22 protein-coding genes are annotated in these 23611 nt (G+C 40.9%); 15 read left to right on the plus strand and 7 right to left on the minus strand.

The genetic code is table 11. From position 1 onward, the window contains the following. Window positions 1–312: 312 nt before the first annotated feature. Together L3V42_RS15295 and L3V42_RS15300 are read right to left on the minus strand one after the other, a co-directional pair. Window positions 313–1914, minus strand: coding sequence for an ABC transporter permease (locus L3V42_RS15295; protein ID WP_238472374.1), 1602 nt, complete (start codon window positions 1912–1914; stop codon window positions 313–315). Then, window positions 1914–2822 carry an ABC transporter ATP-binding protein gene (locus L3V42_RS15300; RefSeq protein ID WP_238472375.1) on the minus strand — a complete coding sequence of 303 codons (909 nt, stop codon included), beginning with the start codon at window positions 2820–2822 and terminating at the stop codon, window positions 1914–1916. Before L3V42_RS15300 ends, L3V42_RS15295 begins: the two co-directional genes overlap by 1 nt. Window positions 2823–2979: 157 nt before the next feature. Between L3V42_RS15300 and L3V42_RS15305 the strand changes: the two genes are divergently transcribed. From L3V42_RS15305 to L3V42_RS15365, 13 genes are all read left to right on the plus strand, one after another. Then, a complete protein-coding gene (locus L3V42_RS15305) occupies window positions 2980–3567 on the plus strand; it encodes a TetR/AcrR family transcriptional regulator (RefSeq protein WP_235762799.1) in 588 nt (195 codons plus the stop codon). Between the two features lie 124 nt (window positions 3568–3691). After that, window positions 3692–4447 (plus strand): GTP cyclohydrolase II, encoded by a 756-nt coding sequence (locus tag L3V42_RS15310; protein ID WP_238472376.1) that lies wholly within the window; start codon window positions 3692–3694, stop codon window positions 4445–4447. Then, complete coding sequence (gene ribD / locus L3V42_RS15315) at window positions 4440–5534, plus strand: bifunctional diaminohydroxyphosphoribosylaminopyrimidine deaminase/5-amino-6-(5-phosphoribosylamino)uracil reductase RibD (RefSeq protein WP_238472377.1); 1095 nt, start codon at window positions 4440–4442, stop codon at window positions 5532–5534. The genes L3V42_RS15310 and ribD overlap by 8 nt, the downstream gene beginning before the upstream one ends. Before the next feature lie 11 nt (window positions 5535–5545). Further along, on the plus strand, window positions 5546–6115 hold the full coding sequence (locus tag L3V42_RS15320; RefSeq protein WP_235762796.1) for a 5' nucleotidase, NT5C type: 570 nt from the start codon (window positions 5546–5548) through the stop codon (window positions 6113–6115). Between the two features lie 127 nt (window positions 6116–6242). Then, the gene (locus L3V42_RS15325; RefSeq protein WP_235762795.1) at window positions 6243–7541 is read left to right on the plus strand and encodes a globin-coupled sensor protein; all 1299 of its coding nucleotides are present in this window, start codon (window positions 6243–6245) and stop codon (window positions 7539–7541) included. A 361-nt stretch (window positions 7542–7902) separates the two neighbouring features. Further along, entirely contained in the window at window positions 7903–8172 is a 270-nt protein-coding gene (locus tag L3V42_RS15330; RefSeq protein WP_235762794.1) for a DUF485 domain-containing protein, read from the plus strand. Window positions 8173–8176: 4 nt separating this feature from the next. Then, the gene (locus L3V42_RS15335) at window positions 8177–9721 is read left to right on the plus strand and encodes a solute symporter family protein (protein WP_238472378.1); all 1545 of its coding nucleotides are present in this window, start codon (window positions 8177–8179) and stop codon (window positions 9719–9721) included. After that, window positions 9718–11481, plus strand: a complete 1764-nt coding sequence (locus L3V42_RS15340) for a LytS/YhcK type 5TM receptor domain-containing protein (protein WP_238472379.1) — start codon at window positions 9718–9720, stop codon at window positions 11479–11481. Before L3V42_RS15335 ends, L3V42_RS15340 begins: the two co-directional genes overlap by 4 nt. After that, window positions 11478–12221: a LytR/AlgR family response regulator transcription factor gene (locus tag L3V42_RS15345; RefSeq protein ID WP_238472380.1), complete on the plus strand. Its 744-nt coding sequence runs from the start codon at window positions 11478–11480 to the stop codon at window positions 12219–12221. Before L3V42_RS15340 ends, L3V42_RS15345 begins: the two co-directional genes overlap by 4 nt. A 131-nt stretch (window positions 12222–12352) precedes the next feature. Beyond that, complete coding sequence (locus L3V42_RS15350; RefSeq protein WP_235762790.1) at window positions 12353–12703, plus strand: DUF485 domain-containing protein; 351 nt, start codon at window positions 12353–12355, stop codon at window positions 12701–12703. Next, window positions 12703–14238 carry a solute symporter family protein gene (locus tag L3V42_RS15355; RefSeq protein ID WP_235762854.1) on the plus strand — a complete coding sequence of 512 codons (1536 nt, stop codon included), beginning with the start codon at window positions 12703–12705 and terminating at the stop codon, window positions 14236–14238. The genes L3V42_RS15350 and L3V42_RS15355 overlap by 1 nt, the downstream gene beginning before the upstream one ends. 666 nt (window positions 14239–14904) lie before the next feature. After that, window positions 14905–16620, plus strand: coding sequence for a sulfate adenylyltransferase (locus L3V42_RS15360; RefSeq protein WP_238472381.1), 1716 nt, complete (start codon window positions 14905–14907; stop codon window positions 16618–16620). A gap of 703 nt (window positions 16621–17323) precedes the next feature. Continuing rightward, on the plus strand, window positions 17324–18688 hold the full coding sequence (locus tag L3V42_RS15365) for an MATE family efflux transporter (protein WP_238472382.1): 1365 nt from the start codon (window positions 17324–17326) through the stop codon (window positions 18686–18688). A 26-nt stretch (window positions 18689–18714) separates the two neighbouring features. Here the strand turns inward: L3V42_RS15365 and L3V42_RS15370 are convergent, their stop codons facing one another. The 5 genes from L3V42_RS15370 to L3V42_RS15390 form a co-directional block, all read right to left on the minus strand. Then, complete coding sequence (locus L3V42_RS15370; RefSeq protein WP_238472383.1) at window positions 18715–19470, minus strand: hypothetical protein; 756 nt, start codon at window positions 19468–19470, stop codon at window positions 18715–18717. Then, complete coding sequence (locus L3V42_RS15375; protein ID WP_238472384.1) at window positions 19463–20338, minus strand: ATP-binding cassette domain-containing protein; 876 nt, start codon at window positions 20336–20338, stop codon at window positions 19463–19465. The genes L3V42_RS15370 and L3V42_RS15375 overlap by 8 nt, the downstream gene beginning before the upstream one ends. Next, window positions 20338–20712 (minus strand): GntR family transcriptional regulator, encoded by a 375-nt coding sequence (locus L3V42_RS15380; protein ID WP_238472385.1) that lies wholly within the window; start codon window positions 20710–20712, stop codon window positions 20338–20340. The genes L3V42_RS15375 and L3V42_RS15380 overlap by 1 nt, the downstream gene beginning before the upstream one ends. 274 nt (window positions 20713–20986) lie before the next feature. Beyond that, window positions 20987–21880 carry a fructose bisphosphate aldolase gene (locus L3V42_RS15385; RefSeq protein WP_238472386.1) on the minus strand — a complete coding sequence of 298 codons (894 nt, stop codon included), beginning with the start codon at window positions 21878–21880 and terminating at the stop codon, window positions 20987–20989. Between the two features lie 91 nt (window positions 21881–21971). Next, window positions 21972–22364 carry an SLAP domain-containing protein gene (locus L3V42_RS15390; protein ID WP_238472387.1) on the minus strand — a complete coding sequence of 131 codons (393 nt, stop codon included), beginning with the start codon at window positions 22362–22364 and terminating at the stop codon, window positions 21972–21974. A 350-nt stretch (window positions 22365–22714) separates the two neighbouring features. Here L3V42_RS15390 and L3V42_RS15395 point away from each other — a divergent pair, with 350 nt between their 5' ends. Together L3V42_RS15395 and L3V42_RS15400 are read left to right on the plus strand one after the other, a co-directional pair. Then, entirely contained in the window at window positions 22715–22996 is a 282-nt protein-coding gene (locus tag L3V42_RS15395) for a GNAT family N-acetyltransferase (protein WP_238472388.1), read from the plus strand. Between the two features lie 428 nt (window positions 22997–23424). Continuing rightward, the gene (locus L3V42_RS15400; protein ID WP_235762783.1) at window positions 23425–23610 is read left to right on the plus strand and encodes a hypothetical protein; all 186 of its coding nucleotides are present in this window, start codon (window positions 23425–23427) and stop codon (window positions 23608–23610) included. The last annotated feature ends 1 nt before the right edge of the window (window position 23611 follow it).

Raw genomic sequence — 23611 nt, forward strand, 5'->3', positions numbered from 1 at the left:
GGAATTTTATAATGAAGAACGATACCAAACGAAATTAAACAGCCTAACACCGTTAGAATATCGGTACCAGGCTGCGGCATAGATTTTTATTTTTTTACTGTCCACTTGACAGGGCGCAGTTCACAGAGCAAATGTCCCGGATTTTATTCTGTTAACAAGGAAGTTCTGCATTTAAAGGATGTAAGACCACACAGTTACCAAACCCAAACCTTTAAATATCCGAATTCCCTCGTGTCTACCCTAAAAACAACAAAAAAATCAGAGCAACGATCCCAAAAGAACTGGGACATTTACTGACCCCACTGTCCCGCACTAACCTGCAATATCTCTCTTCTGGTAACCGATAAATCCTAGTATTGCTAAGATAATGGCTATAAGGGATAGCATGACAATTGGTGCCCATTCCATATTTTCGACTGGAAACGCTGGGATGTAACCAAAAGGAGAAAGCTTCTCTACCCATGCCGGGAAGTCCAGCAGCCCGCCGAGATAATTCGTGATAAAGGAAAATACGACATATACCCAAATTAAGCCGGTAAGTTTTGGTGCAAAGCCAATTAAGAACGCGGAAAAGCTAATCATGACAAGCATCGCCGGATAAAATACGAGAGAAGCCCCGTATATCATTCCAAAGGAAAATCCATCCTCCATCACAGTTTCTGCAGCAAGAAAAAGCCCGATTCCTGATAAAGAAATCATAATAAAACCATTCATTACAGCGATGGCTAAATTGCTCGCCATCAGCTTCCCACGTGATACCGGGGCAGCAAGAATCGACTCGGTTCGATTTTTCTTTTCTTCACCGATTAATTTATTCATTGCGATAATCGGTGGAACGGTAGCGAGTATTCCCATTACAATCATCAATGCTGGGATGAATTGTTCGGTTAAAGAATAACCTTCCTCAGCTACCAGCATTTGTTCTAAAAGCTCATTCCCCTGAAAGAATGATTCTAAATCTCCCATGATGGAACCATAAGACAAGCCTAAAACAAACATACCTATTCCCCAGGAAATAAAAGCCGTGCGCTGTGTACGGAAAAAAAGTCCAATCGGTGTTTGTAGAAAACGTGAGGCATATGTCTTTCCAGCGCGGGCATGAAGAAAGGCAGCTCCCCAGTCACGAATTGCATTTAAATAATTAGCAAGTAAAAACAATAAAGCAGAAAATCCGGCAAGAAGCAACACTGGCCACCACACATTAGTCGAATAAGCTTCGGTACGGGTAACAAGCCCGAGCGGTGAGAAAAGGGATAATGTTTCATTACTCACATCGCCAATGGCACGAATGAAATAAGCGAGGAGCAATGCTGCGATCGATAATCCAGTTGCACCCCGAGAGCTTTCCGAAATCTGGGCGGATACTGCCGCAATTCCGGTGAAGAAGATTCCGGTCCCACCTAATACGGCCCCATACAATAAGGAACCTTCCAGATCCATACTATCTAAACCTAAAGCATATAAACTAAAACCAGAAATAAGAGCTAGAATGATATGTGTTACGGTTAAAACAAAAAGTGTCGCGTTTAAATTCGCTAATCTACCGACAGGAAGCGCAAGAATTAATTCAGAAAGACCATCTTCTTCCTCAGTGCGCGTATGCCGGATAACGAGCAGGATACTCATTAATCCAACAACCACTGCTGTAAACAGCAACATATTATGTGTCGTCATCGCACCGATTGTGTAATTTTCAATATCACCTGGACCGACCATTGCGGTCATTGCCGGATTTGCCATCGTTTCAGCCATAACATCTCGCTCTTCTTGCGTTGGAAACATATCATCAAGCGCAACAGGAATTAGAACAGTAAAGAAAATAATACCAATGAGCCAAAGCGGAATCCGGATGCGGTCTTTTCTTATCGTAAATTTAATTAAGGAACCAACATTATAAGACGTGGAGGGGAACATTAGGAATTCCCTCCTGTATTCGTTTCTTGCTTATGCTCGTAATGGCGCATAAATAAATCTTCTAATGTTGGAGGGGCACTTTCCAATTTCAGGATTCCATATTGGCTGACGTGCCGGATGACTGAATCAAGCTCTTCAGCATCTACTTGAAAGCTCAGCGTCTGTCCATCCTCTCCCACATTGTGAATACCTTTTACTTCACCAATCAGAGGGATAAGTTTCTTTGTCTCGACCAATAAGTTTGTGCGCGTTAAGTGCCTTAGTTCACTTAATGTTCCTGATTCAATAATTTCACCTTGGCGAATGATTCCGACCCTGTCACAGAGCTTCTCTACTTCCGATAAAATATGACTGGAAAGGAGAACTGTTTTTCCTGCATCTTTCGCTTCTTGAACATATTCTTGGAAAACTTGTTCCATCAACGGATCAAGTCCAGAAGTCGGTTCATCAAAAATAAATAACTCTGGATCAGATGCAAAAGCTGCAACTAATGCAACCTTCTGCCGGTTTCCTTTCGAATAGGTACGACATTTTTTCGACGGATCCAATGCAAATCGCTCCAGCAATTCTTCTCGTTTTCTTTTAGTATCCCCACCTCTTAACCCAACAAATAAATCGATCACCTCACCACCAGTCAAGTTCGGCCAAAGATTCACATCACCAGGAACATAGGCGAGTCGTTTATGGATCTCCACCGCATCTTTCCAAGTGTCTTTTCCGAAAATCAACGCCCTTCCTCCTGAGGCTTTTAAAATGCCAAGCAATATTCGAATTGTAGTGGACTTTCCGGCGCCATTAGGTCCAATAAAACCGTATATTTCCCCTTGGTTCAATGTTAAATCGACTCCATTAAGCGCATGGAATTTACCGAATTTCTTATAAAGATTTCTAACTTCTACCACCGACATGATGCTCATCCTCTCTAAAATGGTTATAAAAAAGTTTTGAAATATTTTATATCTCATAGTTCATAATATAGAAAACTCCTGAAGCATGCAATAGATTTGAACTATTCTATTTGTTATATTTCATAAATTTTATTAAACTAATGAGGAGGTGAAAGCGATGAATGGCTTTGAGCGAAGAAAAGCATTGAAAAAGAACAACATATTAGAAGCATCCTTATCATTGTTTTTGAAAAATGGGATAAGTAAAGTTTCCGTTTCTGAGATTGCAAAAGTTGCAGATGTATCTCAGGTGACAATTTATAATTATTTCGAGAGCAAAGATAATTTAATCGGGGAAGTATATCGCTATTACGTCCATCAAGTATGGGAAGAGTATTTAAGGTTATTCAATAGCAAAATACCTTTCCCAGAAAAGGTCAAAACGATGATTTTTGATAAAACATTGGTTGCCAATCAAATAAATGAAGAGTTTCTCGAGTACTTTATGAAAAACTATATGCAGGAAGACAGTTATATAATGAAGTTTTATACAGAAACAGCTCTTCCGCAGTTCTTGGAATTAATTGCGGAAGGGAAGGAACAAGGCTATATCGATAAGTCGATTTCTGATGAGGCAATCATGCTGTATATTCAGATGTTCGCTGATCATATGAGGAGGGAAGATATAGCATCATCACTTCTTCCGCTTACAGAAGATCTGACGAAGTTATTTTTCTACGGTATATTTGGAAAAGGAATGGAGTAGGTCTGTCATAAAGTGAAACATCATATTTAATGTGTGATAAAAGAATCGATTTCCGAGAAAGATAAATTGAAGCTCGATAATTATTTCACTATACTAAGATAAGTAGTGAAAGGAGAAAAGAAATATGGCAGATGTTAAAGCAGAATCCAAAGCCTTTGCGCTTTTAAAAGATAAAATACAATTAATTAAAAAGCAAGATCAGGCCATCTATTTGGTCGGACCAATCCAGCTCCCGGTTAATTTATACGGGGAAACAGTCGTCTTTCGGTGGTACTCCTGGTTGAATTACGATGAAGTTACGGAGGATTATGAGAAAATCATTGATCATCTGGCGTCTGCAAATCTTGCGGAACAACAGCAATCGAGTGTCCTTGTTTACGGTGACTTTAAAGAAGCAGACGATGCATTAATTCGCTTGCATTCCATTTGTCATACGGGCGATATTTTTGGAAGTAAACGTTGCGACTGTGGTTTCCAATTAAAAGAATCCATGAAGCGGATTAAGGAGCATGGCGCAGGTGCGCTATTCTACCTGGCAAATCACGAAGGACGGGGAATTGGTTTATTCAGTAAAGCAATGGCATATGTCCTTCAGGAAAATGGTTTTGATACGGTCGAAGCGAATGAAAGTCTAGGCTTCGATAATGATCTGCGTAATTATGATGACGCGATTACCGTGCTGAAGAGCTTACGTACAAAGCCGGTCACCTTAATTACGAATAACCCAGAGAAATTAGAAGCATTACGGAATTCTGGGATGCATGTTGCAGGCAGGACACCGTTGTGGGGAGACGTATCGGAATACAATCAGAAATATTTAGAAACGAAAATTGCAAAATCCGGTCATATGAGAGCGGAGGGAACTTGCCCCAATGACTAATCATGAATTTTATATGGACCTTGCTCTCTCGAACGCTCGGGCTATGAAAGGTCAGACCGATCCAAATCCGCTTGTTGGATCAGTCATTGTGAATAACAACCGGATCGTCGGAGTCGGCACCCATTTGAAAGCGGGAGAACCGCATGCAGAGGTTCATGCATTACGAATGGCAGGAGATCTCGCGCGTGGTGGTACGATTTACATCACGCTTGAGCCATGCTCCCATCATGGCAGAACTGGTCCTTGTGCTGAAGCAATTGTAGAAGCTGGGATTAAAAAAGCGGTCATTGCGACACTTGACCCGAACCCCGTAGTATCTGGAAGTGGCGTAAAAATCTTGGAGAATGCCGGCGTTGAAGTGGTTACGGGAGTTCTTGAGGAAAAGGCTCGAAAAATGAATGAAGTGTTCAATAAATTTATTGTGGAAAAAAAGCCATTTCTAACATTGAAAGCAGGAATTACGCTGGACGGTAAAGTCGCCACACACATGCTTGACAGTAAATGGATTACTTCAGAGGAAGCAAGACATGATGTTCACCACCTCCGTAATGAGAACATGGGCATCCTGGCAGGAATCAATACGGTGCTAGAAGATAACCCAGCGCTTACAACGCGAATTCCGAATGGAAGAAATCCCGTTCGGATCGTGCTTGACTCCACGTTAAAAATCCCGCTTGATTATCAGCTCGTAACGGATCAAAAAGCAGCGACATGGATATTTACGAGTCTTGCATATGACGAAACAAAGAAAAAGGAATTGGAAAAAGCGGGTGTGCGTATTTTTGTGACAAACGGTAAGCGTACTGTCAATCCGCATGAAGTCATAGAACGATTAGGGGAAGAAGGAATATCTTCTGTGATGATTGAAGGTGGCGGGAATATTCATGCTTCGTTTCTTGAACATAAATTAATTGATAAAGTGGTTCTTTATATTGCTCCTAAGCTTGTGGGCGGGACAAATGCTCCAACTTTTTTGGAAGGAACTGGGGTCGATTTGATGAAAGATGCGGTTGAATTAACCAATACAGCATTTATTCCAGTTGGCAGAGATTTGAAATATATTGGTTATCCAATATATAAAGATTGAGGGGTTACGAGATGAAATTTGGTTTCGATATAGATGATACGTTAATTAATTTACGAGAACATGCCTTTCGTATTTATACAAAGCGGCTGAAACAGGATTTATCATTAGACATTTTTAAAGGAATTAAACGGGTGGAAATTCATGAGCCATTCGGACTGACCGATGTGGAAGGGAAAGAAATGTGGAATCGTTCTTTAGAAGAAATCTATTATACCGATTGCCCAGCTTTTCCCGGAGCGAAAGAGGTTTTAGTTGAATTGGCCGAAGAGGGACACGAAATTTACTATATAACCGCAAGACCGAAAGAACACGGTATCCGGACGCGGAAATGGATGAAAGAAAAAGGATTTCCTGTTGCTGATGAACGCTTTTTCTATGGGATGCAAGATGAGGAAAAAATAAAAATAATTGAAGAGCTTGAATTGGATTATTATGTGGATGATAAACCGGCTGTCTTGAATACACTACTCCACACACCAACCGGGTTAATTGTCAAAGATCAATCCTATAATCAAGAACTGGAAATAGAGCGACTCACTGATTGGCGAGATTTTAAAACGATGATAAAAATGGGCACATGAATGGATATCCATTCATGTGTTTTTTTATTATGTTTAGATAAACAGAGTGATAATACCTAAATTGTGTTGGAATCTATGTCTGCTTATAGTAGGATAGTTACATAGATGAGTTTGGGGGAGAGACAGCATGTTTATGCTACGAAGAAAAGAAAAGACAAGAGAGCTGATTTTTAATGGGGAAATTCATGACGTTAGCTTAAAAGCAGAGCCGAATAGTGCAATGGATCATCAAATTAAGATGATAGGACTTACAACAGATGATTTACAAATACTACATGCTTTGCAACCATATGTAATGGAAAAAATTGTGCCGATTATTGACCAATTTTATTCGAACCTGGAAAAAGAAGCATCTTTAATTCATATTATTAATCATTATAGCTCGATCGAACGGTTGAAGCAGACGCTAAGACGTCATATTGTTGAAATGTTTACGGGTGAAATAGATGCGGAATATGTTAAAAAACGTCATATCGTTGCCCATGTCCATGTCAAAATTGGTTTAGAGGCGAAATGGTATTTGGCAGCCTTCCAAGATATTTTGAATTCGTTGATTGATATTATTGATGAGCAAGTGCCGGACCGGAAAGAATCAATTCTCGCCTTTCGGGCAGTCAGTAAAATTATCAATTTGGAAGAACAGTTGGTACTTGAAGCATATGAAGAAGAGATGGCGCGAGTGAAGCAGACAATAGCTGAAGCAAAACAGAACATCCGCTTGGAAATTGAAAATACGTCCGAAACACTAGCAGCAATTTCCCAGCAAACGAATGCAACGATGGAAGAATTAATTGCCCAATCCGACGATATTGTAGTTTTAGTGAAACAGGGCTCTAGCTTATCCGAATCAGCAAAAAATAAGGCAGCGTCAGGTAAACAACAGTTAAGTCAGCTTACGAATAAAATGAACCGTATTACTGCATCGGTTGAAGCGATTCGGTCAGATGCAGAAGAATTGGAAAAAGTGATGCAGCAAATGCAGGATATAATCAATCTCGTATCCGGTGTGGCCGAACAAACGAACCTGCTTTCCCTTAATGCAAGCATTGAAGCAGCAAGAGCCGGTGAATCAGGGCGAGGATTTGCGATTGTGGCGGAAGAAGTTCGTAAGTTATCCGATCAGACGAAAGGCGCAGTTGTTAATGTCGCTTCATTAATTAAAAATACGACCGAACAAGTAAGTAATTTAACGAATACCTTGGACCAGATACGTGAAGATGTACAAACGGGTAACCGTTATTCTAATGATACGGAAACACATTTTGAAGAAATCGTCTTAACGATGAATGATACCGATACACAAAACAATAAAATGGCAGATGAGATCCAGCAGTTTAGTGAGAGTCTCGGTCTGCTGGGAGAGTCGTTCGAGGAAGTTGCAGTTTCAGCAGATTCATTAAATTCACTGACAACAAAATTAGATTAGAGGAAAAGTTAGTCTGGCATAAAAAAATGCCAGGCTTATTTGTTTCTGTTAACTCCACTTAATGAATTTCATAATACGTATTTAATGCTTCACCATCACCATATGTAGTTGAGTTGGTTCGTTCCCAACTACATATGGTGATGGAAAAGCCGACTACGGTAATTATAAAATTCATTCCACTATATAAAGTTTCATTTTATCCCCTACCTTCCCCTTTTTGGTTTCCCTCATGTTTAGAGGTGGAGATCTTACAAACCATTAATACATCATAAACTTTCCTCTTTACAAGTTATGCTTCTTCATATATATTCATAATTAAAGAAATTTACAGTTTTTTACTAAGGGAGAGGGGGGAGTGGGCATGGAGAAAGGATATGAAAAAATATGGCGTGAGAAGCGTCGCTTTATATTGACGGCGGTTTCTTTTGCCTTTCTATTCTACTTTTTACTTCCTGTATCACTTATCTATTTCCCTGAGACGATGAATCGGCAAAGTTTTATTCCGGGAGTGACATGGGCTTGGGCATATGCATTTCTGCAGATTATCATGATTTGGCTGCTTGGCTGGTTGTATCATTTAAAAGCAAAAAAACTGGATAAGCTGACAGAGCAAATGATACAGGAGGAGTGACTTAGTGAATCTCACCTACTTCTTATTTTTTATTTGTATTGTCGTTTGTACACTGATCATTACATACTGGGCAGCAAAGCGAAGTGTAACAACGAACATATTTTATACAGCGGACGGAAGTTTAACCGGTTTTCAAAATGGGCTTGCGATTGCCGGAGATTTTATTAGTGCAGCTTCATTCCTTGGAATTGTTGGAACAATCGCTTTCAATGGATATGACGGATTTTTATATTCAATTGGTTTTTTAGTATCTTATTTGGTTGTGCTGTTCTTGATTGCAGAGCCTGTACATCGACTTGGGAAATATTCGCTTGGCGATGTCATTTGTTCGCGTTTTCCAGGTAGCTCAATGCGGCTTATGCTGGCGATTGGCGCCTTTACGATTTCGATTCTTTATATGATACCACAGCTTGTTGCATCGGGGTTCCTGTTACGGTTATTGCTTAATATTGATTATTCGATTTCTGTACTTGTAATCGGGAGTTTGATGACGATTTACGTTATGTTCGGCGGGATGATTGCAACATCTTGGGTGCAAATTGTGAAGACGATTGTCCTCATGTCAGGTACATTTTTGTTATCGCTCATCGTCCTATCCAATTATAATTGGAACATACCTGCGATTATTACGGATGTACAAGCACACTCTCCGCTTGGGGAATATTTTTTTCATCCGGGGCATTTATTCGATCATCCAATTGAATTAATTTCCTTGCAACTTGCGCTGATTCTAGGTACTGCAGGACTTCCGCATATATTAATTCGATTGTTCACTGTGAAAAATACATTCGAAGTGCGGCGTTCTCTCCTTAGCGCTACTTGGATCATCGGCACGTTTTATTTGATGACGCTGATTCTTGGACTTGGAACAATCGCTTTAATAGGCTATGAGACATTGGTAGCGACTGATTCTACGGGGAATTTGGCAGCTCCATTGCTCGCACAAGCAGTCGGCGGTGATTTTCTCTTGGCGTTCATCTCCGCGGTTGCTTTTACGACAATTGTTGCTGTTGTTGCAGGTCTTGTCATTTCGGCAACGACTGCTTTTTCCCATGATATATATCATATGGTGTGGAAAAAGGGGAAATCAACAGAAAAAGAGCAGCTCTACGCAGCGCGCTGGACGGCTCTCGCAATCGGGTTACTTTCGACTATATTTGCATTACGGCTGGAAACGATGAATGTGACCTTTCTTGTATCGATGACGTTTATCGTTGCAGCGTCAAGTATTTTCCCTGTGCTGTTGTTTACGATTTATTGGAAAAAGTTCAACCGAACAGGAGTCATTGCGGGAATGTTAAGCGGCTTGATCGTATCACTCGTTCTGCTCGTGCTGGGACCTCATGTGATGCATCCAGAGCATGGCTTAATCGGAAGGGAAGCGATTATTCCATTATATAATCCTGGTATTATTGCCATTCCGCTTGGATTTCTAGGAGCTTTCCTCGGTGCACTGGCATCGGGGAATCAATCGGAAAATGAAGGGGATTATCCTGCGTTTTTCAGAAAAGCACAGTCGGCTACTCGTTCAAGGAGTGATGCTTCATGAAAGATTTAACAATCATTCTCTTTGAACGGATTGGGCTTCTTCTCGTCATTGCATTTGTATTAACGAGAACACCGGGATTTAAGCGGCTGCTTGACCGGAATTTTAACATTGGAATGACGATGGTGCATGCGATTGTATTCGGCATTTTTGCGATTGCAAGCACAATCACGGGAATTGTCATTGATCAGACTCACGTGCTGCATGTCGATTTTATTATTTTCCCTGTGGAGGATCACCAGCTGATTGTTAGTACAAGCCTTGTAGCCGTCGTTATTGCAGGTTTATTAGGTGGTCCTGTAGTGGGACTTGGTGCGGGTCTGATTGCAGGTGTCCATTTAATATTCCTTGGTGGGATTGGCGGGCTTGCGAATGGATTTGTGAATCCGCTGACAGGGTTATTGGCTGGGTTAACAGCAAGATTCTTCTCTAATGAGCGAGTTATTTCTCCGTTAAAAGCATTGTTTATCGGAGTTTTCCCACCAGTTTTACAAATGCAGCTGCTACTCATTTTTTATACGGATGCATATGATATTGTACGGGTGGTAGACTGGGTGGGGCTGCCGCTTGTTTTGTCAAATAGTGTGGCAATCGCGATTTTTACTGCGATGATTGGGATTGTGCTTAAGGAACAGGAAAATGAAGCAGCACTTGCAACGAAACAGGGATTAACGATTGCGGAAGAAGCGATTCCCTATTTGAAGCAGGATGGAAGTGAAGGGATGGCCCAGGGAATAGCGGACTTACTCTATGACCGGCTGGATCTTGCTGCTGTCTCCGTAACGAATCACAATGAAGTTCTTGCGCATAAGGGTATCGGCAATCATCATCAGACAGAGAAAAGGATTCGTTCCAAGCTCGCGAAGGAAGCTATTGCGACAAAGACGATGAAGGTAACGTACACGAAAGACGAATTGGAATGCCCTGAAGCGAATTGTCCGTTACAAGCAGCAATTATGATTCCGATATCTAAAAGAGATGATGAAGCTGGCTTAATTATTTTTTACTTTAGAAAACCACAGCATATTTCCCCTGTGGAAATTACGATGGCTGAAGGACTTGGTCAATTCATTACGAACCAACTGACGATGTTGCATGCTGAGAAGTTGAAAATGCATATGAGAGATACAGAGCTCAGGAATTTACAAGCACAGATCAATCCACATTTTCTATTTAATACGCTACAGCTTATTGCTACCCTATTTCGTGAAGATGCAGAAAAAGCGCGACATCTTACCTTAAAGCTTGCGGGATTTATGCGCTTTAATTTGCGTCTCGTACAGAAATCACTTGTTGAATTGGAAAAGGAATGTGAGCATGTCGAAGCATATACCGCGATTATTCAAGCGAGATTTGCCGACCGGCTGACCATTCATTTTGAACGGCCGGAGGATCTTTCGGATATTTACATCCCGCCATCGACGATTCAGCCGCTTGTGGAAAATTGTGTCAATCATGGTCTGCATCATAAAGCAAAGCATGGAAGAATTGATATTGTCGTTACAGTTGAAGCGAGTACGGTGTTTATTCTCGTACGTGATAATGGCGATGGCTTTGCTGAGCATATACTAAAAGATGCCGGTCATAAACCATTGAGCAAAGATAAAAGTGGAGGGATTGGTATTTATAATGTGAATCAGCGGTTGATTAGCCTGCTTGGTGAGTCAGCGAAGTTAACCATTCAAAATTTACCTGCTGGAGGGAGTGAAGTGTATTTCCAAATACCGCGGTTGAATCAAATGGAAAGGAAGGCGATCCCATGATAATACGGGCGATGATTGCAGAAGATGAAGCGATGGCAAGAAAAGAGCTGATGTATTTGCTGCAGCATGAGGATGATATTATTATGTCTCCCCACGCAGAAACAGGAGAAGAATTAATCGAGCAATATCAGCTTCATCAACCAGATGTTATTTTTCTTGATGTAGAAATGCCCGGAATGTCTGGAGTCGAAGCAGCCAAATATATTACGAAAGACGAAGTGAAACAGCCGTTATTCATCTTTACGACCGCCTATGATGAATATGCAATGGATGCATTTGATATAGAGGCAATTGACTATTTATTGAAGCCTTATGAAGAATCCCATTTCAAACGGGCACTAAAACGATTGCGAAAAGCATTGCATTCAAAGGAGTTGGATAAATCAGCATCTGAGCCTCAAGTTATGACGGATAAGCTGCTCATCGATGATGGAGAGCGGATGGTCGTACTATCGCCTGAATCGATTTATTATGCCGTACCACATAAGAAACAGATTGAAATCCATACGTTGGATAAAGTCATTAAGAGTAAATTGACATTAAGGGAATTAGAGACCAAGTTGAATGATGAATCATTTTTCCGGACCCACCGGAGTTATCTTGTCAATCTGAACCATATTTTAGAGATTACACCATGGTTTAACGGCACGAGTAATGTCACCTTAAAAGACAGAAAACAGACGAAAATACCGGTCAGTCGCTCAGCAAGTAAGATTTTAATCAAAAAATTCAAAATATAACTAGTTGTCTGTGTATACGAACCATTCACACCGAAATATCTACCATTTGCGAAAAACTTACAACAAAAGTAAAAAAACTATCTATACTTTTGGTAAGCGTTTTCAAAATTAAGGTAGAGAGGATGTTTTTAATGAGCACACAACCGGTTACTGTTACGCGCAAACAAAAAGAACCAATCGATTTTGTTAAAGTGGAGGAAAGTCGGCAGTTTAAAAACTTCATGCATGCGAAAAAGAAATTTATTGTTCCAATGACGATTTTCTTTCTGGTATTTTACTTTACGCTTCCGATTCTGACGTCATATACAACATTCCTAAATACATCATTTTTTGGTGATATATCTTGGGTTTGGGTATTTGCACTTTCTCAATTTATAATGACTTGGGTGCTAAGTACAATTTACGTAAAAAGAGCCAACCGCTTCGATGAAATGGCCGAAGAAATAGTGAAGGACCAATTGGACGAAGGAGGTAATCGTTGATGGATGCCACCGTCGTTATCCTATTCCTCGCTATTGTCATCTTAACACTTTTCATTACTTACTATGCTGCAAAACGTACGAAAAGCACTGGGGATTTCTATACAGCCGGAGGGGGATTGACTGGTTGGCAAAATGGATTGGCAATTGCAGGGGATTATCTTTCTGCAGCTTCATTCCTGGGAATAGCAGGGATGATAGCCCTCAATGGATTTGATGGATTTTTCTACAGTATCGGTTTTCTCATTGCCTATTTAGTTGTCCTGTTTCTCGTCGCAGAACCGCTGCGGAACCTTGGTAAATATACGATTGCCGATATGATCAATGCCAGGTTCGATGCAAAGAAGATTAGAGGTGCAGCAGCACTAAGTACGATAACGATTGTATTATTTTATATGATTGCCCAGCTTGTCGGTGCAGGTGCATTAATCCAGCTGCTGTTTGGGATTGATTACTGGATTGCGGTTCTTATTGTTGGTGTGATGATGACGATTTACGTACTTTTTGGCGGAATGATTGCAACGAGCTGGGTTCAAATTACGAAAGCTGTCCTCTTAATGGCAGGGATGTTTATTATTTCTTTCTTAGTATTATACCATTTCAATTTCAATATTTCGTCCATGTTCACGGCTGTAAAGACGGCGACATCCCATGGTGCAGATTATCTAAAACCGGGAGTTCTTTATACCGATCCATTAAGCACGATATCATTAATGGTCGCACTTGTCTTAGGAACTGCAGGCTTACCGCATATCCTCATGCGATTTTTCACGGTGAAAGACGCTAAAACAGCGAGAAGCTCTGTCATTACGGCGACCTGGACAATTGGTCTTTTTTATATTTTAACTTTATTCCTAGGTTTTGGAGCGGCTGCATTTGTCGGGCAAGATTCGATTCTTGCAGCGAACCCGGGTGGTAATATGGCAGCGCCACTTCTTGCACAAGCCATTGGGGGGAATATTCTATTTGCATTTATTAGTGCCGTTGCCTTTGCAACAATTTTAGCTGTTGTGGCAGGGCTGGTTCTGTCCGGGGCGTCTGCTTTTGCCCATGACGTTTATGGAGAGATTATTAAAAAAGGAAAAGTGACGGACCGGGAGCAAATGCTCGCAGCTCGTTATGCTTCTTTAGCAGTATCCGTCCTATCCATTGCGCTTGCATTAGGTGCACAATATTTAAACGTTGCGTTTCTTGTGTCCTTAGCGTTCTGCATTGCAGCAAGCGCCAACTTGCCGGTTATTTTATACACGGTATATTGGAAGCGTTTTAATACGGCTGGTGCTGTATCCGCATTATTGACCGGTTTATTCTCTGCTCTCATCCTCGTTTCGATGAGTCCGAGTGTATTCTCACCAGTAGAGGGAGCGGCATTATTTGTTGGGGAACCGATATTCCCTATCGATAACCCAGCAATTGTCAGTGTTCCACTAGGTTTTCTTGCTGGTATTATAGGTACCTTGCTATCAAAAGAATATAATGCAGTCCGTTATGCTGAAGTAAAGGTTAAAGCAAATACAGGATACCGGGATGCAAACTAAAGAAGGGAATGTATGATCATATATTCTTAACTAAACATTCACAGCCTGAACGAACCAACTACCCTTTCGCAAAACCAGCAGCTGATTGCTTTCATACAGCATAAGTATTTTGCACGTTCTCATGGTTCGCTCTTTAATCGCCGTTCAGTTTCCCGGTGGACGGATGCGCATCCTTAGGCACTGCTAGAGCTCCTCGGGCTGAGCACTAAGGGGTCTCCAGACTCGTGCTGTTCCCGCAGGAGTCACCGTCCACCGGGCAACTGAACTGGTAGAGATGATTATTTTAAATAGAAATTATTCCGCTACGATAAGGATAATACCTTTCCAGCACATCAAACGATGATCCCAATATGGCCTTTCCTGGTAGCAGTCCAGACACCTCGAGACTCCTGCGAGAGGATAGGCTTGGTGAGCCCCTTAATGCTCAACCTGAGGAGGCTCACCAGCCGCTCAGCAGGTGCGAGAGGTGTCTGGACTGCGGACCTCCAGAAGTGAGTTTCGGACACTTACGCTGTATGAAAGCGATCGGCTGTTTGGTTCATGTTTAGGGGGCGCTTTATTCAGCAGGAATGTTTGATTGGGTTGATTTGCTATAGCTTTGGCTTTTCAACTGTGCTAGTTAAATTCATAAGTTATAACGATAGAGATAAATAAGGAGGAAGACTGATGAGTCAAAAGGTGATCGATCAAACAAAGATGACAACTTACCCGCAACAACCACACGGCGGTGAGTTAGTTAATCAAGTGTTAATAGGAGAAGCACTTGAGGAAGCAATTGAAAGGGCAAAGTATTTACCAACGATTGTTGTGGATCTCGAAGCCGTCATTACCTTAGAAATGATTGCAACTGGTGTACTTTCACCAAACAAGGGGTTTATGAGCGAAGGAGACTATAAATCTGTACTTACGGAAGGGAGATTAAAGAGCGGGGTTGTCTGGCCGGTTCCACTAAGTTTCGCACCGATTGGGGATAAAAATAAAGAAATTATCAAATCCTTGAATATTGGCGATGAAATAGCACTGGCAGATCATACAAAAGAAGCAGTAGCAATCCTTAAAATTGAAGACATCTTTGATTATGACCGGGAATTCCGCGCGCTGCATCTATTTGATACGACGGACAGGAGCCACCCGGGGGTAGATGCGATTTACCGGAGGATGGGGGATACGGCACTTGGTGGGCCGATTCAATTATTGCGCCGTGTACATTGGGGACCGTTTGAAGGAATCAGGATGGAACCGAAAGATACATGGAAACTCTTTTACGAAGAGAAAAAATTTACGACAGTAGGAGGTTTTATTACAGGAGCTAATCCTTTGCACCGAGGACATGAGTATATCCACCGAAATGCATTGGAGGAGCTGGATGGATTATTTGTCCAGCCGCTTGTCGAAATGGCGAAACGGGAATACACCCGTCATGAGTTCCGGATGCTTGCTTACCGTAGTGTGCTTGAAACCTATTATCCGAAAGAAAGAACAATCCTTGCACCGCTGCGGGTAACTTATATTTTTGCAGGGCCCCGCGAGGCCGTGCTCCATGCCTTAATTATGAAAAACTATGGCTGTACGCATGCATTAATTGGCAGGGACCATGCTGGAATTGGGGATTTCTATGATAAGTATGCAGCTCATACGATTTTTGATACGTTTAAACCAGAGGAATTAGGGATCGATATCCGGCTTTTTCAGGAAGTGTTTTACTGTACGCGCTGTGATAGCGCGGCAACAGAACATACTTGTCCGCATGAAGGGAAATATCGGATTAATATTTCCGGCACAGGAATTCGTGAACTTTTACGCTATGGGGTTTTGCCACCAAAAGAAATCGTTCGTCCGGAATCGGCTCGGATTGCGATGCAAGGAATTCAGCCAAAGGGGATGGATGAGAACCAGATGGCGATTAATCCAGTCGGTAAGACGATTAAAAGTATCTTCCCGTTTTATTTAAAACATGAGCGGCTCGGTGGTGCGGAGCGCGCCCAAGCGTTGGAGGCGGAGCGACTAACAATAGAAGATTTAGTGGGGGTCATTCGAGATGTACGAGAGAACGCTGACCGAGTGTACCGGGATATTTATAATGAATTTACCTATGTGACGGATATGAATCGTTCGGTGCAGGATGACTGGGTGACGGAAGCACGCGAGACCATTCACAGACATCAGGAAATGGTCGTTCGGAACTTAGAGGAGAAGGTGGATCAGGCAACAGAAAGTGCATCAGATGAGTTCATGTATCAAGATAAACAGGAAGCGGCGAAAGAACTCGAAGTTGCCCAGAAGATGTTCGATGATTTATCCACTCCGATAGGGAAAGATCAGTTGGATTATCGCACATGGAATTCACTGCCGTATGCGCGCTATCGAGGAAGTGATGAATAAGTAATATATGGATTGTTCATGCATAGATGTAAACAGGACTTCTATAAATAGGAGTCCTGTTTTATCGTTATCATTAGAATTAATTGCTGCGTCTAAACGTGCTAATGCAAGTTGTTAGTTGACGTTGGAATGCGTGTGATAATGATAAGGAGAAGATATAATGTCAAAGATTAAACCAGTTTCCGATTTAAGAAACCATACAGAAGTTCGGAATGAAGTGAAAGAAAACAATCCAGTGTGTTGAACCCGAAATGGTCGAGGAGAGTATGCAATTTTAAAATCAGTTGATCTAGATAAGCTTAAAGCAATGGTGAAGTGATTAGCTAGTTTAGAAGTGGGAGAAAATCAGGTAGGAAAGAAGGATGGCTCACGGCAGAAGATGTTAAAGCTAAATTAGGATTATAATGTCAAAAGTTAATTATACATTACATGCATAAAGAGACCAGCAACAGCTGGGAAAATATTTATTGAAAAATCATTGAAATAATTAATTCATCTATGATATAATATTCTAATGGAAAATAATCAAATACAAACCCTTACGCTAGAGAGATTTTAGTGACATAACACCGATGCCAATGGCTGCCTGCGAGAGTTCGTGTATTTAATTACGGATTTTCGGGCGGTCTTTTTTACTGGTAAGAAATTATGATAGGTTGTTGGAATTTTTAAAAATTAATAGGTGAAGGAGGAACGATTTCAATTGAATATAGAAAAAAATAAATATCAAGAACAGTCGCTGTTTAATATTACATGGCCACTTTTTATTGAAATCTCTCTTCATATGAGCGTGGGGATTCTTGCAACATTTATATTAAGTAGCTACTCCGATCAGGCTGTTGCTGGTGTAGGTGTAGCGAACCAGATTATTAACATTTTTATTATTCTTTTTAATGTGACGGCTGTCGGAGCGACGATTCTAATCGGACAAAATCTTGGCGCGAACGAGATAAAAACCGCGCGGGATTACGCCAGGTCAGCGTTCGGGCTGAATTTCTGGGTCGGTATCGTGATGACGATTATTGTAATCGCATTTGGCGGTATATTTTTAAGTCTTTACGGGTTGAGTGGTGCGGTATATGATTATGCGTATTCATTTCTCGCAATTACAGGACTTTCTCTCTGTATTGAAGCTGTCGCTCTGGCGCTTAGTGCTGTATTGAGAAGTCACGGTTATACAAGGGAAACGATGTTTGTTACGGTAATTATGAATATAATTAGTATCGCTGGATTCTTTATTGCAATCCATGGGTTGTTCGGCCTTCCGGTGACAGGGGTTGTCGGAGTTTCCGTTTCTATTATTGTTGCTCGGATATTCCTTGTCCTAGCATTACTTGTATTCGTGTATAAACGACTCGCGATTAAATTCGGCCTCCAAGACATCATTAAAATTGATAAGAAAAACATTAAGAATCTGATGGGGATTGGAGTACCATCTGCTGGAGAGCAGCTATCTTATCAGTTCTCGCAGGTGGTGATTACGGGATTCGTAGCGCTCATTGGAGATGCGGCACTTGCTGCACGAGTTTATATTTTAAATATATCGATGTTTTGTTTCATGTTTACAATGGCGATTTCCCAAGGGACCCAACTCTTAGTGGCACGCTATATTGGAGCAGGGATGTATGAGCGAACATTGAAGCGGGGGTTGAAAACATTGCGGATTGCCGTCTCTGTTTCGCTTGCCATTTCACTGATTATCGCATTAACCGGAAAAGGTCTGCTTGGTGTGTTTACAAGTAATCCGGCAATTATTGCAGTTGCAATTCCAGTCCTTTGGGCGATTGTGTTTATCGAGCCGGGCCGTGCTGTGAATATGGTCTTGATGGGGTCCTTGAAATCAGTCGGGGACGTTCGTTTCCCTGTTGTAATTGGTGTCATCTCCATGTGGGGCCTTGCCGTTGTCCTAAGTTATGTCTTCGGTATTCATTTCGGCCTTGGATTACTCGGTGTGTGGCTTGCGCAAGGTGTCGACGAGTGGTTCCGTGGCATTTTTGCCTACCGTCGCTGGAAATCCCAGCCATGGTTAAGGAAAAAGTTAGTTAAAACAGAAGCAGAGACAATATGAAAAAGAGGGGAGCTGACCCCTCTTTTTTAGATTTTAATCGGTGCTCTTTTTGTCAATGTTCGAATAAGGATTAGTGGAATGAGCATGACAACCACAAGTAGTATATAAGCAATATTACTTGGAACTGCATCAAAGAAGGCATAGGTTTCAAACAGCGGCAAGTCCATTGCGATACGCTGCATGGAGTCTTTTGCAGTAATAAGGACGATGCCGATGGCGATAACTAAAATCCCGCCGATCACCCCAAGCCGATAAAATGCTGCACCAATCAACCAGCCGATCAAATAAAATGCAAAGATATTTAAACTAAACACTGCAAGGGACAGCAATATATTCGTCTCCACATCAACATAAGGCGTAATTAAAATACTTTGCAACAAATCGCCAATGAAATTGCCATCTGCAGCGGATTTGATATTAAAATTCGGTTCTTTAAAATTACCTAAAATCAATTTCTCAAAAATTGTGAGTACATAAGCAAAGACTGGAATTAATATGGATAGACAGAGACTTGCGATTGTATTCCCATAAAAATAATTTTTCCGTGTTACTCCAATCTCTACAAAATACGGCATAAATGAAATGACAACAATCCCGATTACAAGCATATATACATTGCTCGCAACGAAGGCATGATTGTAAAAGGTATCTATCCCGTCTGCACGAAATATCAGCCTAGCAATATTTATAATTACTAGAATTCCAATATACCAAAGGGTCCAAGTAAGCTGTGATTGTAACATGATGAAGGCTACTTGACGGATTTGTACCGGCTTATTCATTATCTTCATCCCCCTTTGTTAGTTGAATAAACAAGTCTTGCAATGAAATATTGCTAATTTGCAGACCTTGTTCTTTCGCGTGTTGCCGCTCCATATCATTGAATTCTCCATATAGACTTACCGAATGGGTATCTCCCAATTGCTCACGATGAATAATTTCCTTATTTCTGCTGAGGGTGTCTATTGCTTCTTTGCTGCCGATCAGGTTAACTCCATGAGAAAGCAACTCTTCATATGATTCATGAAGAAGAAGCCTGCCCTCTTTTAATATAAGCACTTCATCAAACAGATAATCCATTTCAGAAACTAGATGTGTGGAGAGGATCATAATCCGTGGATGACGTTCTTGTTCCTTTAGCAATTCCTTATAAAATAAATCCCGCGCCGGCGCATCCATTCCGAGATAGACTTCATCAAACATGGTGATCGGTGTTCTGCTGGCAAGACCAACAATCGCATTGAAAGCTGATTGTTTCCCGGTGGACAATTTGGCTAACGTTTTCTTTACATCCACTTTAAACTTCTTCACTAATTCAAGTGCATATTCATAATCGAAATGGGGGCGATAGAGCTGTAAACTTTTCAGCAATGTCTTTACATTATCGGTCTCTCCGCTATTATCTTTACTGTACAGGAAAGCAACTTGCTGCATGATTTCCGCATTTTCAAATGGGACTTCTCCATTGATGAGCATTTTGCCTGAGGATGGTTCCCGGAAAGAGCCGATGATGGAAAGAAGTGATGTTTTCCCCGCACCATTTCTGCCTAGGAGGCCATATATCTTCGGTTCATTCAATTCAAAATTAATATCTTTCAGCACAACATCTCGACCATAGGAGAAATGAAGATTTGTTGCCGTTATATTCATTATTTCTCACTTCCTTTAACTTGTTTAATAAACTTCAGTATTTCTTCTTCTGTAATTTCCAGCTTCTTAGCCTCTTGCACGAGGGTGACGATATAATCCTCGACGAACATATGCCGTCGTTTTTCAAGCAACTGTTCTCTAGCTCTTTCCGCAACGAACATACCAATCCCTCTTTTCTTAAATAAAATTCCATCTTCAACAAGCCGATTGATTCCTTTTGATACCGTCGCATGATTGATTTTATAAAAATTCACAAGCTGATTCGTGGAAGGAGCCTGGTCCCCCGCTTGTAATTGCTTATTGATAATTTGGTCTTCGATTTGTTCACGTACTTGAAGATAAATTGGTTTATCCTCTTGTAGTAGATGTTTCAATGAACAACCCTCCTTTGACCGTTCTGGTAATGTGGTTATATACTTATGTGTATAACCATATCAGTTGTTGGTTATCACGTCAATAGGTTAATGAATGTCATAATACGTTTTTATGCTTCACCATCACCATATGTAGTTGAGTTGGTTCGTTCCCAACTACATATGGTGATGGAAAAGCCGACTTTGGTAATGATGAAATTCATCCAGGTCATTTAAGATAAATAAAAAAATCCTTCCTACACTTTAGGTAGAAAGGATTTTCATATCCAATGTTTTAATTTTTATTTACAGAAGCATCATAAATGGTTTCCACTGCTTCGTTTAAAGCTTGGTTAAAGCTTTCGTCGGTTTGATTGACATTGAGATTCTGCGTGAGCGCCCTTGAGAAGCTCGCAATGACACCATCATTTTCTTTCAGTTTCTCATTTGCTTCAACCAGTGGGTAACCTCCCGATAAAGCAACAATCCGATTGACGCGTGGGTGGGCAACGACTTCTTTGTAAAGGTTGGCTACGGTAGGAATCGACAGCTTCAGCATAACATCCTGTCCATCAGCTAATTCATTTAGTTGTTTTAATATTTCTTCCTTCAAAATCTCTTCTGATTGGGATTTGTCTTCACTGAAAATATCTACCTCAGGTTCAATGATTGGAACTAAACCGGCAGCAAGTATTTCTTTCCCAATATCGAATTGCTGCTCGACAATTTTTTGAATACCTTCGGGGTTTGCCTGTTTGATGACAGAGCGCATCTTCGTACCGAAAATATTCCGTTCATTTGCTCGTTTCAGCAACTCATCCAGGTCGGTGATCGGTTTCATGAGCTGGACGCCATCTGACTTCTCAGCAAGCCCTTTGTCCACTTTCAGAAACGGGACAATCCCTTTATCTTCTGCTAAATAGTCTGCGGTGAATTTCCCTTCGATACGACGATCCATTGTCTGTTCAAATAATATTGCGCCAAGAATACGTTCAGAGTTAAAGGCTGGTGAAGTTATAATCCGGGTACGCATATCATGAACGAGATCGAACATCTTGTCTTCGTTACCGTATGCATCTTCTGCTATACCATAATTTTTCAGGGCTTTCGGTGTACTTCCACCACTTTGGTCAAGTGCTGCAATGAAACCTTTTCCATTTCGAATTCTTTCTAAATGTTTTTCCTGCATGCATTCCACTCCTCTTTCCTTTGTATTAAGCGCTAGAATATTTAGCTTTTACCTATTGTATCATTAATAATTGCAAAATTTCACCCATTTACTAATTTTTCTTTTTTTTACTAACTTGGAGTCTGCCATTTTCAAAGGAAGGAGACTTTTGCCAAGTCACCTTAGGGAAAATAAACGTCCAAGGCATGCTCGTCTTCTGTCGTATATTCAGCTGTGGAAATGAAAAATCAAGTTCGGCGATTAATTCATCCGCCTCTGTATAGGAAGCATGGATATCCGTCAAGGGAAAATCAGCATTTGAAAAATTATGGATGAGCACCATAACAAGTAAATCTTCGTTATGATTAACTGCTTGTCTAATCGGTACCGTTACAAGATCTTGCTCGTTTTTATCAACTGTTTCCTGAAATAGAGATATAATATTTGCACGGTCAATCGGGGCAATCGTCTTATCCCAGGCTGCTTCAAAAGCGAGTTGTTGCATCTTATATCGCCTCCTATACTTAAACGTAACAAAAATGACGGGAGAGGGAAACTGATAAGTATGCATTGTCAATAAAAATTAAAGCTGTTACGATAACGTTCAACTAACATTCAGCGAGAAGGTAAGGAAACGCACAGGAAGTCCACAGACCGGAGAAAATAGAAACTGTTATTCTTCCATTCCGAGAGAGCTTAGTCATGTTCTAGTTCTTTACTGCTAATTCTAAAATAAGTATATTAGCGTATTATGAAGCTGATGTAAATTTTATATGAATATTTTTTTGATGTTTTCACAAAAAGTAATAATTATGAGTTATAATAGAAAGGAACTTATGTTTAGGAGGATTTAAGATGACAACGACCATTAAGAAAGCTGGAAATAAATTTTACGTAGGCGAAGATGTAAAATCACCGCTTGCTGAGATAACATATGTAGAATCAAGTAGATCATTAGTAGTCATCGATCATACTTATGTCTCTGATGAGTTAAGAGGTCAAGGGATTGCTGGGGAATTATTGGAGCAAGTCGTTTTATACGCTCGCGAGCATCAGAAGAAAATTAAGCCTCTTTGTGTATTTGCCAAGAAACGAATGGAAGAAACTGTCGAATATCATGATGTCCTTGCCAGGTAAATAAAAGGCATTTTTATAATATAAAACGAGGCGAGCGCTGAAGCTTGCCTTTTGTGTGTGTAACTGTAATACATTAGATTACAGATCTACTTTATTTACTGGAACAGCCACGGCCAGCTTCAGCGCCCAGCGACTAGCAGATTCTTTGGTGGGCGAGCAGTGCCCAGTCCCAAACTTCACACTCTTCCAATCGATAAAGAAGACTTAGCCGTTTGATCTTTGTGAGGCTTAGTCGCCCTTATACCCTTGTGGTGAAAGTCAACATCAACTTACTATCGTCGCCTGAGTTTCCTTTATCTCCTTGTAGAGTGCTCCAGTTTGTACGTCGCTATCCGGGCGCTTCCGCTTTTGTGCGTGTGTTTAAATGGAAATATTCGTGTTTGTGAGATAAACTTAGTAGGAGAAGAGTAATGAACGGAGGGTGAAGCATGAATAAGCTTTTAGTTGCCCAGTTAGGTATGATTGCGGTCGTTTGGCTAGGAATGTTTTTCTTCTATAATGACATGACAGATACAAGCAGGTACATTTTTTATGGGGTAACTTCATGGTTGCTGTTTTTAATTGTAATGGTCGTCAAAAGTCTATTGAAAGTAAGGAAAGAAAAAACCGAATAGG

Source organism: Oceanobacillus alkalisoli, from assembly GCF_022213125.1.
Taxonomy (GTDB): Bacteria; Bacillota; Bacilli; order Bacillales; family Amphibacillaceae; genus Oceanobacillus; species Oceanobacillus alkalisoli.

What these genes read in the sequence shown, in the direction of transcription:
- L3V42_RS15350 (WP_235762790.1), top strand. Translation starts at nt 12,353, where the DNA reads ATGAGCACACAACCGGTTACTGTTACGCGCAAACAAAAAGAACCAATC.
- L3V42_RS15320 (WP_235762796.1), top strand. Translation starts at nt 5,546, where the DNA reads ATGAAATTTGGTTTCGATATAGATGATACGTTAATTAATTTACGAGAA.
- L3V42_RS15370 (WP_238472383.1), bottom strand. Translation starts at nt 19,470, where the DNA reads ATGAATAAGCCGGTACAAATCCGTCAAGTAGCCTTCATCATGTTACAA.
- L3V42_RS15330 (WP_235762794.1), top strand. Translation starts at nt 7,903, where the DNA reads ATGGAGAAAGGATATGAAAAAATATGGCGTGAGAAGCGTCGCTTTATA.
- L3V42_RS15360 (WP_238472381.1), top strand. Translation starts at nt 14,905, where the DNA reads ATGAGTCAAAAGGTGATCGATCAAACAAAGATGACAACTTACCCGCAA.
- ribD (WP_238472377.1), top strand. Translation starts at nt 4,440, where the DNA reads ATGACTAATCATGAATTTTATATGGACCTTGCTCTCTCGAACGCTCGG.
- L3V42_RS15345 (WP_238472380.1), top strand. Translation starts at nt 11,478, where the DNA reads ATGATAATACGGGCGATGATTGCAGAAGATGAAGCGATGGCAAGAAAA.
- L3V42_RS15295 (WP_238472374.1), bottom strand. Translation starts at nt 1,914, where the DNA reads ATGTTCCCCTCCACGTCTTATAATGTTGGTTCCTTAATTAAATTTACG.
- L3V42_RS15305 (WP_235762799.1), top strand. Translation starts at nt 2,980, where the DNA reads ATGAATGGCTTTGAGCGAAGAAAAGCATTGAAAAAGAACAACATATTA.
- L3V42_RS15385 (WP_238472386.1), bottom strand. Translation starts at nt 21,880, where the DNA reads ATGCAGGAAAAACATTTAGAAAGAATTCGAAATGGAAAAGGTTTCATT.
- L3V42_RS15390 (WP_238472387.1), bottom strand. Translation starts at nt 22,364, where the DNA reads ATGCAACAACTCGCTTTTGAAGCAGCCTGGGATAAGACGATTGCCCCG.
- L3V42_RS15375 (WP_238472384.1), bottom strand. Translation starts at nt 20,338, where the DNA reads ATGAATATAACGGCAACAAATCTTCATTTCTCCTATGGTCGAGATGTT.
- L3V42_RS15400 (WP_235762783.1), top strand. Translation starts at nt 23,425, where the DNA reads ATGAATAAGCTTTTAGTTGCCCAGTTAGGTATGATTGCGGTCGTTTGG.
- L3V42_RS15325 (WP_235762795.1), top strand. Translation starts at nt 6,243, where the DNA reads ATGTTTATGCTACGAAGAAAAGAAAAGACAAGAGAGCTGATTTTTAAT.
- L3V42_RS15355 (WP_235762854.1), top strand. Translation starts at nt 12,703, where the DNA reads ATGGATGCCACCGTCGTTATCCTATTCCTCGCTATTGTCATCTTAACA.
- L3V42_RS15340 (WP_238472379.1), top strand. Translation starts at nt 9,718, where the DNA reads ATGAAAGATTTAACAATCATTCTCTTTGAACGGATTGGGCTTCTTCTC.
- L3V42_RS15395 (WP_238472388.1), top strand. Translation starts at nt 22,715, where the DNA reads ATGACAACGACCATTAAGAAAGCTGGAAATAAATTTTACGTAGGCGAA.
- L3V42_RS15310 (WP_238472376.1), top strand. Translation starts at nt 3,692, where the DNA reads ATGGCAGATGTTAAAGCAGAATCCAAAGCCTTTGCGCTTTTAAAAGAT.
- L3V42_RS15300 (WP_238472375.1), bottom strand. Translation starts at nt 2,822, where the DNA reads ATGTCGGTGGTAGAAGTTAGAAATCTTTATAAGAAATTCGGTAAATTC.